14 protein-coding genes are annotated in these 13356 nt (G+C 55.3%); 7 read left to right on the top strand and 7 right to left on the bottom strand.

What is annotated here, in order from left to right; all coding sequences use genetic code 11:
* Nucleotides 1–19: 19 nt before the first annotated feature.
* On the bottom strand, nucleotides 20–718 hold the full coding sequence (locus tag AC1DVH_RS04005; protein ID WP_477752717.1) for a fumarylacetoacetate hydrolase family protein: 699 nt from the start codon (nucleotides 716–718) through the stop codon (nucleotides 20–22).
* A gap of 30 nt (nucleotides 719–748) precedes the next feature.
* Nucleotides 749–1798: a gentisate 1,2-dioxygenase gene (gtdA, locus tag AC1DVH_RS04000; RefSeq protein WP_477752716.1), complete on the bottom strand. Its 1050-nt coding sequence runs from the start codon at nucleotides 1796–1798 to the stop codon at nucleotides 749–751.
* 174 nt (nucleotides 1799–1972) lie between these two features.
* On the opposite strand from gtdA, the gene AC1DVH_RS03995 reads away from it, so the two are divergent.
* Both AC1DVH_RS03995 and AC1DVH_RS03990 read left to right on the top strand, forming a co-directional pair.
* On the top strand, nucleotides 1973–2908 hold the full coding sequence (locus tag AC1DVH_RS03995; RefSeq protein WP_477752715.1) for a LysR substrate-binding domain-containing protein: 936 nt from the start codon (nucleotides 1973–1975) through the stop codon (nucleotides 2906–2908).
* A gap of 1605 nt (nucleotides 2909–4513) precedes the next feature.
* Nucleotides 4514–5968, top strand: a complete 1455-nt coding sequence (locus AC1DVH_RS03990) for a tyrosine-type recombinase/integrase (protein ID WP_477752714.1) — start codon at nucleotides 4514–4516, stop codon at nucleotides 5966–5968.
* On the opposite strand, the gene AC1DVH_RS03985 is transcribed toward AC1DVH_RS03990, so the two are convergent.
* Together AC1DVH_RS03985 and AC1DVH_RS03980 are read right to left on the bottom strand one after the other, a co-directional pair.
* Nucleotides 5893–6480, bottom strand: a complete 588-nt coding sequence (locus AC1DVH_RS03985; RefSeq protein ID WP_477752713.1) for a helix-turn-helix domain-containing protein — start codon at nucleotides 6478–6480, stop codon at nucleotides 5893–5895. The two genes, AC1DVH_RS03990 and AC1DVH_RS03985, sit on opposite strands and share 76 nt — an antisense overlap.
* Nucleotides 6368–6841: an AraC family transcriptional regulator ligand-binding domain-containing protein gene (locus AC1DVH_RS03980; protein ID WP_477752712.1), complete on the bottom strand. Its 474-nt coding sequence runs from the start codon at nucleotides 6839–6841 to the stop codon at nucleotides 6368–6370. Before AC1DVH_RS03980 ends, AC1DVH_RS03985 begins: the two co-directional genes overlap by 113 nt.
* A 175-nt stretch (nucleotides 6842–7016) precedes the next feature.
* On the opposite strand from AC1DVH_RS03980, the gene AC1DVH_RS03975 reads away from it, so the two are divergent.
* The 3 genes from AC1DVH_RS03975 to AC1DVH_RS03965 all read left to right on the top strand — a co-directional run bounded on the left by AC1DVH_RS03975 (nucleotide 7017) and on the right by AC1DVH_RS03965 (nucleotide 9126).
* On the top strand, nucleotides 7017–7880 hold the full coding sequence (locus tag AC1DVH_RS03975; protein ID WP_477752711.1) for a flavin-containing monooxygenase: 864 nt from the start codon (nucleotides 7017–7019) through the stop codon (nucleotides 7878–7880).
* 398 nt (nucleotides 7881–8278) lie between these two features.
* Nucleotides 8279–8719, top strand: coding sequence for a GNAT family N-acetyltransferase (locus tag AC1DVH_RS03970; RefSeq protein WP_477752710.1), 441 nt, complete (start codon nucleotides 8279–8281; stop codon nucleotides 8717–8719).
* Nucleotides 8720–8823: 104 nt separating this feature from the next.
* The gene (locus tag AC1DVH_RS03965) at nucleotides 8824–9126 is read left to right on the top strand and encodes a hypothetical protein (protein WP_477752709.1); all 303 of its coding nucleotides are present in this window, start codon (nucleotides 8824–8826) and stop codon (nucleotides 9124–9126) included.
* A 64-nt stretch (nucleotides 9127–9190) separates the two neighbouring features.
* Here AC1DVH_RS03965 and AC1DVH_RS03960 read toward each other — a convergent pair whose 3' ends face one another.
* From AC1DVH_RS03960 to AC1DVH_RS03950, 3 genes are all read right to left on the bottom strand, one after another.
* Nucleotides 9191–9733 carry a hypothetical protein gene (locus AC1DVH_RS03960; protein WP_477752708.1) on the bottom strand — a complete coding sequence of 181 codons (543 nt, stop codon included), beginning with the start codon at nucleotides 9731–9733 and terminating at the stop codon, nucleotides 9191–9193.
* A 58-nt stretch (nucleotides 9734–9791) separates the two neighbouring features.
* A complete protein-coding gene (locus tag AC1DVH_RS03955; protein ID WP_477752707.1) occupies nucleotides 9792–10211 on the bottom strand; it encodes an aldehyde dehydrogenase family protein in 420 nt (139 codons plus the stop codon).
* Nucleotides 10212–10402: 191 nt separating this feature from the next.
* On the bottom strand, nucleotides 10403–11179 hold the full coding sequence (locus AC1DVH_RS03950) for an IclR family transcriptional regulator (RefSeq protein ID WP_477752706.1): 777 nt from the start codon (nucleotides 11177–11179) through the stop codon (nucleotides 10403–10405).
* A 363-nt stretch (nucleotides 11180–11542) separates the two neighbouring features.
* Here AC1DVH_RS03950 and AC1DVH_RS03945 point away from each other — a divergent pair, with 363 nt between their 5' ends.
* Both AC1DVH_RS03945 and AC1DVH_RS03940 read left to right on the top strand, forming a co-directional pair.
* On the top strand, nucleotides 11543–12913 hold the full coding sequence (locus AC1DVH_RS03945; RefSeq protein ID WP_477752705.1) for an aminotransferase: 1371 nt from the start codon (nucleotides 11543–11545) through the stop codon (nucleotides 12911–12913).
* A 35-nt stretch (nucleotides 12914–12948) separates the two neighbouring features.
* Nucleotides 12949–13356, top strand: a 408-nt coding sequence (locus tag AC1DVH_RS03940; RefSeq protein ID WP_477752753.1) for an ABC transporter ATP-binding protein, incomplete at its 3' end; no start/stop codon positions are given.

The following is a 13356-nucleotide window of genomic DNA, read 5'->3' as shown; positions in this document are numbered from 1 at the left end:
GGAGCCGGCCCGGAGCGGGTTAAACGACGTCGACCTGGATCTCGCCCAAGCCTTCGACGCCACCGGTCATGCGCTCGCCGACCACCACCGGGCCCACACCTTCCGGCGTACCGGTCATGATCAAGTCGCCAGGCTGCAGTTCGAAGAAGCGCGAGAGATAGCTAATGGTTTCCGGGACAGACCAGATCAGCTTGTCGATATCGCTGCGTTGCTTGTCAGTGCCATTGACCTGCAGCCACAGACCGGCCTTGCTCGGGTGGCCAATCTGGCTGGCCGGGTGCAACGGACCGATCGGAGCCGAGGCATCGAACGCCTTGCCGATTTCCCAGGGGCGGCCCATTTCGCGCATTTTCATCTGCAAGTCACGGCGGGTCATGTCCAGGCCGACGGAGTAGCCATAGACATAGTCGTTGGCCTGCTCCAGCGGAATATCGCGACCTGCCTTGCCAATGGCCACGACGAGCTCGATTTCGTAGTGGTAGTTGCTGGTTTCGGCCGGATAAGGCAGTTCCAGGGGCTGGTAATAAGCCACCGGCACAACGGAGTCGGCCGGTTTGCAGAAAAAGAACGGCGGCTCGCGGTCGGGATCAAAGCCCATTTCCCGCGCATGAGCGGCGTAGTTACGGCCAACGCAATACACCCGGCGCACCGGAAAAGTGTCAGCGCTGCCATTGATCGACAGTGCAGTAACCGCTTGAGGCTCGACAACGTAAGTCATGCTCGACTCCTGATAGAAACGAATTGGGGGTTAACGGGTTTCACGGGATTCGCGAAGAATGCCCAGCGCTTCCTGGACCGGTCGGTCAGAGAAGCTGAACAGCACGCAGTCTTCATCGGTCTGAAAATTCACCGCCGCCCAACTCGGCACAACGAAGATGTCGCGGGCTTCAAACTCATGGCGTTGGCCGGCGATGTTGACGCTGCCCCGACCTTCCACGACCGAAAAAACCGTGGCATCGGTATTGCGGTAAGTCTGGCCACGGAAGCCTCGCGGCAGAATTTGCATGAAGGTCGCGATGGTCGGCATCGGCCAGCCGCCGGTAAGCGGATTCACGTAGCGCAACTTCACCCCATCCCACGGATCGACCTGATCCTGGCGCAACAGGATGTCGAGCGCCTCGCGAGTACGGGCATAGGGGTAGTTGAATACAGGCGAAGTTCGCGAGCTGGATTCATGGCGCATCGGCAGTAAATTCATGCCATAGCGCGCGTAGCTGTTGCCTTCGGGGCGGGTCAGTGGCTGAACCGGCTCCTCGTAGTTTTCGGCGAATCCAGCGCCAAAAAAACGCACCATGGGAATGTCCAGACCATCGAGCCAGATCACCGGCTCGCCGCCTTCGGCTTCAGTCGGGTTGCCATGGTCATGCCAGGTCCAGGAGGGTGTGATGATGAAGTCGCCGGGCTCCATGGTCGTGCGTTCGCCGTCGACTGCCGTAAACGCCCCACGACCTTCGACAACAAAGCGCAGCGCCGATTGACTGTGGCGATGGCTTGGGGCGATCTCACCCGGCAAGATCATTTGCAGTCCGGCGTACAGGCTCGAGGTGATCGAAGCCGAGCCACGGATGGCAGGATTCTCCAGGACCAGAACGCGACGAACCGCTTCTTCTGCCGTGATCAAACGACCCGCTTCAGTCAGATAAGGGCGCAATTCCCGATAACGCCATAACGCACCGACACAGGCATCGGCGGGCTCTTTGGGCACAAGATTGTGCAGCTGCTCCCAAAGCGGAAAGAGATGGTGCTTGTCGATGCGCTGGTAAAAATCGGCACGCACATCGTTGATTTTGTTATTCATCAGGACACCCTGGCGAGTTAGCCGAAGGTCAAACCCTTTAGCCGGGTAAACGCTTCGAAGAGCGGTTTCCATGCGTGGTGGAAACCGTGGCCCGATGAATTATCCTGCAGCATCCCATATCCTAATAATGCTATTTTATGATGCATCCATGCTAATAAATATATAGGTAAAAAGATGGACTGGACCCGCCGACTACGACTCAGTCACCTGCAATTGCTGATCAGCCTGGCCGAGACCGGAAGTATCAGTGAGGCTGCACGGGTGACGTTCACGACTCAGCCGGCCCTTTCGAAATGGCTGAAGGAACTGGAGGACAGTGTTGGCGCGCCCTTATTCGAACGCCATGCCCGCGGGCTCAAACCGACCTCTCAAGGACAGATGCTGCTGGGTCATGCACAGCGGGTTTTGAGTGAAATGGACCGGGCCCAGCAGAATCTGGCGGCCATGCAGGAAGGTAGTTCGTATCGTGTGGCCATCGGCACTTCACCTGCTTCTGCGCCTAACCTGGTGCCGGCGGCGATCATCCAGTTTCTGCGTTTACATCCCAATGCACAGGTGGAGCTTCAGGAAAACACCATGAATGTGCTGCTCGAGCGACTGGAGCAAGGGCAACTGGACCTGGTGGTTGGCCGCTTCGATAACTTCGCCCCACGTCACAGTCTGTGCAGCGAACTGCTGTATGAAGAGACCATGCGGGTGATCAGCAGGCCGGGACACCCGTTGACCTGCCAACCTTCACTGGACTGGGAGGCATTGCATGCCTTCGACTGGATTATGTGGCCGGTGGGCACGCCAATTCGCAGCAAGCTGGACATCGCCCTGACCAACGCCGGTCAACGGCCTTTACCCTATCGGGTGGAGTCATCCTCGCTGATTGCAAACCTGTGGCTGCTGCAATTGAGCGACATGCTCTCGATCGCCTCGGACCGCGTGGCCGACCACTTCACCCAGCGCGGCCTGATCGTCCCGCTGGAGTTTGAACTCGATGCCCTCGGCACATTGGGAATGTGCTGGCGCAAAGGGACAGAGAGCGACCCTGGGATCACCGACCTGCTCGATAGCCTGCGCTACGCGTCAGCCAATCAGATCGAGTTTCCGGATGCTCGCTGAATAAGGCGCCGTAGTGTCCTGTTAGCCACCACGTCATAGCTCGAGTTGCAGACACAAGCGTCGCGCTTCAGTGCGTACTACGCAAAAAGTCCTTGAGCCGCTGCGCCAGGCTTTCCAGGATTCGGGGGCTGTAATGCTGACGATCCCACGCAGCGTGCAGGGTGACCTCATGTTCAATTCCGGAGTAGGTGGCGAGGCCTGGATCAACACACCGTACAGACCGTAGCGCGGCAAATCGGTGACGACGCCTACTCCCCCGACCGTTGGCCGCGAGAGCCTGGATGATCTGCGATTTCGCGCAAGGATCCCCATGAACCACCATGCCCTACTAGTACAACGTTGATTCTCAGTATCTGCCTGATCACCTTGTTCGGTGCGCTCGGCTAGTCGCCATAAGCTAACCCCCAGTGGACAAGAGTTGGAGAAGACTGCCTGACGAGCCGTCAACTAGGTCCATCCCTGCCCTCCATCGCCAAATTTCCTGCGGGGGACATTGGCACACAGAAATCTTGCGTCCATCTCCTCCGGAAGAGGTGATGATTCCACCCAGAGTGTGAGTTAGCAGCGGATTTGGCACCGACCAGGACCTTGCAAGAGATTCCGAGCTGACCGCTAGAAGCCGCGGCCGACGGATCTTTCGAGGGTTCAGCGGCACTCAATCGGTGCCAACTACCTGCAAAATGGTTTTTCACCAAAACAGCAAGAAGTCGGGTGAATTTGCGGTCTGTTTGGCACTGCGGTTTGGGCCCAAAAACGTCGAATTTGGAGGTATGAATAAGGCTCTCGGACGCGATAGTTTGATTCCAAATCGGCCCCTGGGCCTTGTGATCAAAGGGCTCGACCGGCGACTAGAGACCTTCCGCAGACCTGGCGATTGCCCAACCACCCTCCCCGCCTCCCCGCGCTCTGTTCCGTTTCCCTAGCGCACAATCGGAAGTCCGGCCTAAAGGTGCTTCTGTTTGTCTTCAAAGGCACGGCCCGCGTGACGTACAGYCGGTTCGCTGATTTTGGATGGTGACCGTTAAGAACGAAGAATCGGAACTGAGCTTCCAAGGTTTAGTGCCGCGGAGCGGGTGAGGAAAAACGCCCTAATCGCCCGGAAACAGGGCGCTTGGCAAGGCTATCTGACATGCGAAAAAGCTGAGAAAGGAAGAGAAATATCAGACAGGATTGGTGCCAAAGGCAGCGCGAAAAAGGGCCAAAAGCGGCGTGAACTCACACCGGAGTCGCTTGAAACCCCGGTAACGCACACTCTACGTAAAATCCCCCACACAGTCAGACCGGCGGATAATCGAAATCTTCGGTGGGGCAAAAAGCGGGGCAAAAATCAGCAATGTAAAATACGATAAGCTATAAAAAAATCCAGTCACCGCTAAGTGACTGGATTTCTTGAAATTAAATGGTCGGGACGGAGTGATTCGAACACTCGACCCCTAGCACCCCATCTCCTTTTTCATACTTCTTGAAAGATCCCAAAATTTTACTCTGGATTTTTCTAAGCCAGTATTTGCTTGAGCTCCAGCGGTGTTCTGCTCTACGAGAGTCTAGTAACGTCCATTAAGAGCCGACGTTTTTGTGGGGGTAAAAGTAGGGGGAGTCCATTTCATGGCCAAAATTACCATCAAAGAACTCGAGTCGCTGACTCCCAACGATGCCGGCCGAATCCTCCGGGAGGATGGCAATCTGGCCGGTCGAATCTCCGTCCGCAAGGACGGTGTGTCGGTCAGCTTTTTCTATCGTTATCGCTGGGGCGACCAGAACAAAGAGTACGCCTGCGGAACCTGGCCGCGCAAATCCCTGACGGACATCCGCAAGGCACGCAACCAAGCCCGGGCGCTCATCGATGAGCAAATCAATCCTAACGAGCAAAAGAAGACCGCCAAGACACAGGCATACGCCGCGGCTGATATAGAGGCCGAACAGGTAAAGACGTCGAAGGCGCAAACACTGACCGTCCAGGATCTGGCCAAGGCCTGGCTGTTGGATGGCGTCGCGCGGAAAGACGGCAATGCCGAGTTGCAGCGCCGTTTTAACAAGGACCTATTCCCGGCACTTGGCAAGACCGCGGTGAGTAGTGTGTCCGAACACGATATTCGGGCGCTGACCCGCACCGTGGTCAACCGCGGCGCTCACCGRCAAGCCATCAGTTTCTTCGCCGACCTCACCCAGATGTTCAGCKGGGCCAGAAARCGCCAGCCYTGGCGGGCSTTRYTGRTCGAGGGCGAYCCGACGGAACTGGTCGACATCWCCCCCTTGATYCCKGCYGACTACGARGCSGAAAGAAGCCGSATCCTTTCSCCGGCKGAGCTATTGGAATTGCACAACCGCTTCCAGCAAATGACCGCCGATTACAACGCCCTCCCCGCSGGSCAAAAATAMGAYGGCATTCGGCCGTTGAMAAAAGAAACTCAACTCGCGCTCTGGATCAGCYTGGGCACSYTGTGCCGGATWGGCGARTTGCTSCARGCCGAAWGGAAAAAYGTCGATCTGGMCCRGCAGACCTGGTTCCTCCCCAGCGAAAACGTCAAAGGCACCCGKGGCAAGAAACARGACCACCATGTSTTCCTCTCCCCCTTCGCCCTGCATTTTTTTCAGGAACTCAAGACCCTGACGGGAGACTCCCAGTGGTGCTTTCCGAACAAGCAGGATGATGGGCATGTGGACGTAAAGGTGGTGAGTAAACAGGTCGGCGATCRCCAAGCCCGGTTCAAAAACCGCAAGGCCCTCTCAAGACGGCGTCACGACGACACCCTGCTCCTTGCCCACGGCCAAAACGGCGACTGGACGCCACATGACCTGCGCCGCACGGGCGCGACCATGATGCAGGCTTTGGGGGTCAGCCTGGACGTCATCGATCGCTGCCAAAATCATGTACTGGCAGGCTCGCGGGTGAGACGCCACTACCTGCATCACGACTATGCCGAAGAGAAGAAAAGCGCCTGGAACCTGTTGGGCGATCGACTCAGCGCCGTGCTGTCCTCAACTTACGCGCACACGCCAAACGAGTCGATGTTGTCTTTTCCAGCGTACGCGGCACCAGAGACGCGAACACCCTCATAGGCTGTTGCGCCCAGAGCTTGAGTCGGCCCGGGTAGCTGGCTGTTCTCGAGTAACTGCCGTGCGCGATTGAAGCGCAAGTCGTCCAGAATGCGACGAAACGAAGTCCCCAGACGGCGCAGTTCATGACGCAAGGTCCGCTCGGGCAATCCCAGAATCGCGGACACCTCTGCGACCGCTGGAAAGTCTTCGGTAAATAGGGTCAAGTGCGCACGCACCTGTTCGGCTAGGTTACTGCTGGTCTGTTCCTGTTTTTGCTTTTGCAACAGTTGATCGCATTGCTGGCGGTAGAGCGCTTTAGCCGTCGGATCGCCACTGGGCAGGTGCGATTGAAAGTGCACGTTATACATCCAGAAACGCCCTTTACTCGCGGCAAACCTCACTGAGCAACCATAAAACTGCTCATAGAGCTGGGCCTGCGCGGGCTTGGGGTAAGGAATGTCTACCTGAATGACGTGCAGGCCCTTGTGCAGGCTGGTCTGAATGTCGCGTATAAACTTGTAGGTGCCGGCCATCTGGATGGTCGACCATCAATCGCCGCGCTGGCTCTGCCAGCTTGAGTGGTGTCAGGGTCAAAGCATTAGTTTTCTCGCCGGGATGAAAACCAAGTTCGCTGAACAGATAGGTCAATTGTTGATAGCGCAGTCCGCAGTGCATGACCTCATAGACGGTATCGCAACTCAACATAAGCAGCCCCAGGGGACCGTAGCCGGCAAAGCCAACGCCACTTCCCATGCTCAGGCCGATGCTGGGCTCTTCCAGCTCTTCGGCTAACTCACAGAGCAGGCGTAGCTCCAGGTTACGATCAATACGGGCATCGGGGGCCAGGTGCTCCAGATTCAGACCATGGCGCTGTAGTAGCGGGGAGACATCCAAACCCTGCTTATGCAGGCTCTTGATGATGTAGATGAATCCGAGGATAGGGTGACTGGCCGTATTGGTTTTATTAGCTTGCCGGAATTATCAATTTATTCTCAATCCTAGCATAGCCCCAGCAAGTACAGGTTCCTAGACTGGCCCCGTCGAGTTTCCTCCCCGTCCAAGAATGCCTATGAACAACCAAGCACAAGCCGATACCGGCGTAAGAAAAATTATCGATGTCGTCATCATTGGTTCAGGTTTTGGTGGGCTGGGCATGGCCATCAAGTTGCGCGAAGCAGGTAACGACAACTTTGTTGTGCTAGAAAAGGCCGACGAAGTAGGCAGCACCTGGAGGGAAAACAGCTATCCGGGCGCTGCCTGCGATGTGCAATCGCACATGTATTCGTTTTCCTTTGCACCGAAGCACGACTGGAGCAAACGTTATGCAGGCTGGCAGGAAATCCAGCAATACATTCTGGATACGACAGATAAATTCGGCATCCGTCCATTCGTGCGCTTCAATCGTAAAGTCTGCGCCATGCACTTCGATCAGGCCAAGGGACTGTGGGCCGTCGACACCATGGCAGGTGAGCAGTTTGTTGCTCGCCATGTGGTAATGGCTTCCGGCCCCCTTCATGTCCCGTCTATCCCCACGCTTCCAGGGCAGGAAAAATTCAAGGGCCAAATATTCCACTCAGCGCAGTGGGACCATGATTACGATCTGACAGGCAAGCATGTACTGTCGATTGGCACGGGCAGCAGCGCTATCCAGTACGCCCCGGAAATTGCGCAAAAAGTGGCCAAGCTACACATCCTGCAGCGCACCCCTGCCTGGGTGATCCCACGAGATGAACGGGCCTATGCCAACTGGGAAAAACGCTTGTTTGCCAACGTGCCGCTCACCCGTTCGCTACATCGCGCACGGTTGTACTGGAGTAATGAAGCGCGCGTCTGGCTTTTTCCTGTCCGGCTATATCGGCAGGTTCGACGAACTGGGTTTCCTGAGCATTGTCGATCCCCAAGGCATATTGTTCAGTGCAACCATTCTGGGTGATGCCACCGACCACAATGGCTTTGGACGCAGGCTGATGACAATCTACAACCGAAAGTGCATTTTCGCTAATAGCGCGGATACCGAAGCAGGTTTTGAAACCCATCTGAAACAACATTTTCGCAATGTCACCTTCAAACGGGAAGGTTGTGTACTTATGTTCACTGCGACACTGCCAAAGCTTTAACAACCTTGAATTCCGTACGATTTGAGTCTAAAAACATGAGTGCCTTTTCAGTAAAAAATAAAAATAGCAGCTCCTTTAATATTGAACTTTCAAATGATATTGCCTGTAAACATCTGACAATAGCCAATTGGACAGTCCGATCCCAAGGCCGACTAATACTGGGAGGTCAGATACCTATGATAGTCAAGCGATCAGCTGCGAAAGAGCAAACAACATGGTAAGGCAATTAACGATTATTTTAGCTAGCAAGGAGCAGCGTCTGGCAATGATTGCTACCGTTCAGTTGGCCGCCAAGCCGGAGCTCGCTTGGTTCACTGAGCCTGACAAGGATCTAGATGATGTGTGTCTTATAATATTATTGCGCGACAAAGCTGTCGGATTTTGCATTTTTCGTCGTACGACATCTGAAATTCGTCGTTTGTTTATTTTTCCGGAGCACAGGCGAAATAAAATCGGGTCTCAAGCTATTACTAAACTCCTTGCGTTTTTTCGCCACGATGGGCATTCATTCATAATGTTGCAGTTTTCTGACGAGTCTGTGGCAGCATTCTTAGCAAAAGCATTCAAAGCTTATTCGTCATTCATTGTCGAGGAGGGGATGTTCTTAGTATCGACAAATACAAATTACGTGCAATGTTTCGACGAGAATGGATGACCTCACCGAATCATAAATCCGAGTAAACAGCCGCCACCCTTAGTTTGGTTGAAACACAGGTGTTCGGCAGAGGCCTTCCATGAGGAGTGGAGGTCCATCGTTTTATGTCCGACACATACAATCCACACGCCAAAATTCTCTATCGCCCAATTGAAGCGGCATTGCGCTGGTGCAATCTCTTTCATTTCGAAGCACAAATCAGGCAAGCAACTTTATCCTATCTTGATGAACTTTCTGCCCTATTCCCTCAATGGCCATGTCTGTATATAGCTACGGAAAAAATCTATGATGCCATACGAAACAAAGAATTACCGTATGGCAGTCTTGGTATTTCAGTCCCTTTGGGAAGTCATGTCGAGCCAGCTCAGCTAACAATCCGTCACTCTGATTTACGTCATTGGATGTAGGTCTACCATTCTGATCAAAAGCCAAGCTTTCTGTTTGGGTCACGCAGAGAAGATCAAGAGAAAATCAATCTAGGAACCTTTCTTGCGCTGCAAGCAGATCGGGACACGCTGCTACGAGAGCGCAACGCTCTACAGCAGCACCAACAAGATGTTTTACTTGATCTTCAAACAGTTGTGCTTGAATTGGATGACCTAAAGGCAATGGCCAAAACACAGTGCGCGCAAGTTGGCAACTGCCGAGCCTGTGAATGGGACCTGGCAGCATGCGTTCGTTTCGCTCGTGAGAATCATCGAGGATCCGGTGGACCATCTCCTTGCCTTCCGCACTCAGGCAAAGCAGTGCGCTGCGCCCGTCCTCAGGGTTGGGTTGACGCTCCCATCCGGAGTCACCGGCCATGATCTTCGAACGCAAGATACCCATGCCACCGTCCCAACTGTCTTCATGAATGTTCAGCCCTTCGGATCGCAGGGGATCGAAGAACACTTCTCGCTGCGCATCTTGAAAAATGCCCCCCCAAGACACCAAGGTGACCTGAGCCGAAGCATTGCTGGCCAGAACAACCCCAGCCAATAAACCGCAGATACTCGAAGAAAGCTTATGGTTCATGGACGTACCCTCAGTGCAGGCAGTCGGCAATATCGGAATGTTTTTTTTCACCGACTCGCTACAACTGTAAGCTACGCTCGCGCGGATAGCCGTGTGCACAGCCGGCCATGTAGCGCAGAACGTCAGCGGCGACGCCCACGTTGATTTCGGCAAAGCCCAAAGGCATGCCGTTATCGACGCTTTCGACTTGAGCCAGAAGTGCCATATTGGCTTCGATCAAATCGGCCAGGCGCAGGATCAGGCGTTCACGATCCAGCGGCGACAGTCCGCGCCAGGATGGCTGATTGAAAGCACGATGAGCAGCCTGCACAGCGGCGTCGATATCCGCGGCATTGCCTGCCCCGATAGCACTGATCTGATGACCACTGGAGGGGTCGAGCACAGCAATGCTGGCTGTAGGCGCCTGCCACTGCCCATCAAAAAGTGACCGTGTGTGTGCTCGAGAAATACACGAGCTGCAGGGCCCAGGCGTGAACAATCATTACTGTCGATCGCCATGACTCAGGCTTCTTGTTACCCCAATGGGGCATTGAACATGACCCCATAGTAGGAAGCAGTAGAAGATCGGCCTATACCCGTCCAAGGTGACCCCTACACCGGCTCGTCCGTGAAGTCGTGTATGTGGAGCATGTCGATTTGGATGCGGCTAGCCAGTAATGACTACACCCGTCAAAAGTCTCCTTTGAACCCAAGGTTCCAAGACGCGCGCAACGCTGCTTTTTTCAATGCCCTGACCTGTTCAGGATCCAGTTCACGAGAAATATTCTGCACGGTCGCCACCAGCGCTACAGTGCCGATAAATTCCTCGTTGATGCCTAATATCGGAGCAGCGATAGCAGAAATTCCCAGTGTTTCTTCCTCGATGGCTGACGCCCAACCTTGAGACCTCGCTTCGCTGACCTGGTGCACCAAATCGGCACGGTCGGTCACCGTATTCACCGTGATGGCGGGCAACTCGCCTGGGAGTTGATCCATGCTCAACTGCTTGGCAAAGGCCAGCGCGACCTTGCCCTGGGCGTTGCAATGCAGCTGCAGTTCAGTGCCGATACGCACACCAATTTCAAGCGCGGATTTACCCAATAGCGTTTCGACCACTATCAACCGGCGCGCTTGAAGCACCGACAGAACCACCGTCAATCCCAGTTCGTCTCGCAGATCTCGAATGGCGTCAGCGGATGCACTTAGCAGGTCGATGCCGCTGGCGGCTACCTGCCCGAGCACATAGGCCTGGATGCCCAGTCGATACTTTGAGGTCTGCGGGTTTTGACTCAAGTAACCGCGCTCGACCAGAGTCTTCAGGTGCCTGAACACTGAGCCTTTAGTAGTCCCCAGTTGTACGGCCAACTCACTGACCCCAATCTCATCCCCCGCGCTTGCCACTCGTTCGAGCACATCGAGGGCCAGTTGCACCGATCTGACTCCACCTTTCCCTGCATCGTCGCTCATATTTGATCCCGTTCATGCGATTCATCGAAGCCCGCGTCGAGCTGGCAAGCTTTGTGCTAAAGCACTGTGTTCGCGTAGGCGAAACGATACAACTGTATATCATCGATAAACAAGTCTGTGACTCTGCATTTTCGCCTTACTGAACTCCTCATCTCGACATCTCACCGACCGCAGCATAAGCGGATGATTTCTCGACAAAAGTCTTTCCCCTTACAAAAATCCATCGAATAATTTTTCTTCCAACGAAACGTTATTGCTTACAGCGATACACAAAACATTTGACGATCACCGCCAATAGTCGTAAAAATGAAACTACGTACCGCATACGCATACGACTGATTAATGATTTAAGAGGATGACGTCATGACCGCTCGTGATTCGGCCCTGGCCAAGCGAGACATCGCCCACCATCTCCACTCGCAGACCAATCTGCGACTGCACGAACAACTCGGTCCATTGCTGATCGAGCGTGGCGAGGGCATTCATGTATTTGATGACCAAGGCCGGCGCTACATCGAGGGCATGTCAGGCCTGTGGTGTGCAACGCTGGGCTTCAGCCAACCGCGTCTGGCTGAAGCGGCGTATGCGCAAATGTTGAAGCTGCCCTATCAGCAGACCTTCGCGCACCGCAGTCATGGACCGGCCGCAGACCTGGCCGCCGAATTGATTGCCCACGCACCGGCGGGCCTGGAAAAAGTGGTGTTCCAGAGTTCAGGATCGGAAGCAATCGATACCGCGATCAAATTCGTTCGCTACTACCACATTGCGCTGGGAAAACCGGGCAAGACACGCCTGATTGCACGTCACCGCAGTTACCATGGCACCACACTGGCCGCCGCCAGCCTCACCGGTTTGCCCAACATGCATAAAGGTTGGGGCGAGCCCCTGGCCGACGTCATCCATGTGCGTTGCCCACACCTCTATCGCCAAGGCCTTCCCGGGGAAACCGAAGAAGCGTTCTCCACCCGCCTAGCCGAAGAGTTGGAGCAGACCATTCTCGACGCTGGCCCTGAAACCATTGGCGCCTTCTTCGCTGAGCCTGTGATGGGCACCGGTGGCGTGATCCTGCCGCCAGCCGGGTATTTCGCCAAGGTTCAGACGGTACTGCGCAAGTACGACATTCTGATGGTGGCCGACGAAGTGATCTGTGGCTTCGGGCGCACCGGCTATTACTGGGGCTGCCAGGCAATGGGCATTCAGCCCGACATGCTGACCTGTGCCAAAGGTTTGTCCGCAGCGTTTCAGCCGATCTCGGCTTTGCTGCTCAGCGATCAGGTCTATCAGGTCATCGCCGATCAGAGCAATACCCTGGGTGGCCTGGGGCACGGCTACACCTACGGAGGGCATCCGGTGGCCGCAGCCGTTGCACTGGAAACCCTGCGCATGTACGACGAGTTGGCTATCGTCGAACACGTTGCCGAGGTTGCCCCGGCCTTCCAGGCTGGCATCAAAGCCTTTGCCGATCATCCACTGGTGGGCGATGCACGCGGCATCGGTCTGATGGCGGCACTGGAGTTCGTCGCTGACAAGCAGACCCGTGAACCCTTCCCCGCCGAATTCAAAGTGGCCAGCAAGGTCAGCGATGTCCTGCAACGCAACGGCATCCTGCTGCGCGCACTGGGCGACACCCTGGTGATGGCACCGCCGCTGATCGTCGATGCCGATCAGATCCAGACTATTCTCAAGGCTGTGGCTCAGGCACTCGATGAAGTCCTCGCGGGTATCCGGTCATGACCGCACAATCCGGCCGCGCGCTTACCAGGGTCCCTATGCCACTACCCGACAACATCGAAGCACCCGTAGCGGAAAGTCCGGTACTGGTCCGGTTCGAAGGTGTRCACAAAACATATGACGAGCGCAGCTGGGTCGTAGACAACCTGGATTTGAACATCCGCCAGGGCGAATTTCTGTCCCTGCTGGGCCCCAGCGGATCGGGAAAGACCACCACACTGATGATGCTTGCCGGTTTTGACGCGCCAGACCGTGGCCGTATCCTCATGGACGGCACTGACATCAGTAAACTGCCGGCTTATAAACGCGACATGGGCGTGGTCTTTCAGAGTTACGCCTTGTTCCCGCACATGAGCGTGGCCGAGAACGTCGCCTTCCCCCTCAACTTGCGCAAAATACCGGCCGCCGAAGCAAAGGTTCGCGTCAAGGAAGCGTTGGACCTGGCT

This window comes from Pseudomonas sp. P4_C3, from assembly GCF_056402075.1.
Note: the sequence above shows the minus strand (reverse complement) of the source record. Positions and strands in the feature narration are given on the sequence as shown.

What these genes read in the sequence shown, in the direction of transcription:
- AC1DVH_RS03965 (WP_477752709.1), top strand. Translation starts at nt 8,824, where the DNA reads ATGTCCGACACATACAATCCACACGCCAAAATTCTCTATCGCCCAATT.
- AC1DVH_RS03970 (WP_477752710.1), top strand. Translation starts at nt 8,279, where the DNA reads ATGGTAAGGCAATTAACGATTATTTTAGCTAGCAAGGAGCAGCGTCTG.
- AC1DVH_RS03995 (WP_477752715.1), top strand. Translation starts at nt 1,973, where the DNA reads ATGGACTGGACCCGCCGACTACGACTCAGTCACCTGCAATTGCTGATC.
- gtdA (WP_477752716.1), bottom strand. Translation starts at nt 1,798, where the DNA reads ATGAATAACAAAATCAACGATGTGCGTGCCGATTTTTACCAGCGCATC.
- AC1DVH_RS03950 (WP_477752706.1), bottom strand. Translation starts at nt 11,179, where the DNA reads ATGAGCGACGATGCAGGGAAAGGTGGAGTCAGATCGGTGCAACTGGCC.
- AC1DVH_RS03960 (WP_477752708.1), bottom strand. Translation starts at nt 9,733, where the DNA reads ATGAACCATAAGCTTTCTTCGAGTATCTGCGGTTTATTGGCTGGGGTT.
- AC1DVH_RS03945 (WP_477752705.1), top strand. Translation starts at nt 11,543, where the DNA reads ATGACCGCTCGTGATTCGGCCCTGGCCAAGCGAGACATCGCCCACCAT.
- AC1DVH_RS04005 (WP_477752717.1), bottom strand. Translation starts at nt 718, where the DNA reads ATGACTTACGTTGTCGAGCCTCAAGCGGTTACTGCACTGTCGATCAAT.
- AC1DVH_RS03985 (WP_477752713.1), bottom strand. Translation starts at nt 6,480, where the DNA reads ATGGCCGGCACCTACAAGTTTATACGCGACATTCAGACCAGCCTGCAC.
- AC1DVH_RS03975 (WP_477752711.1), top strand. Translation starts at nt 7,017, where the DNA reads ATGAACAACCAAGCACAAGCCGATACCGGCGTAAGAAAAATTATCGAT.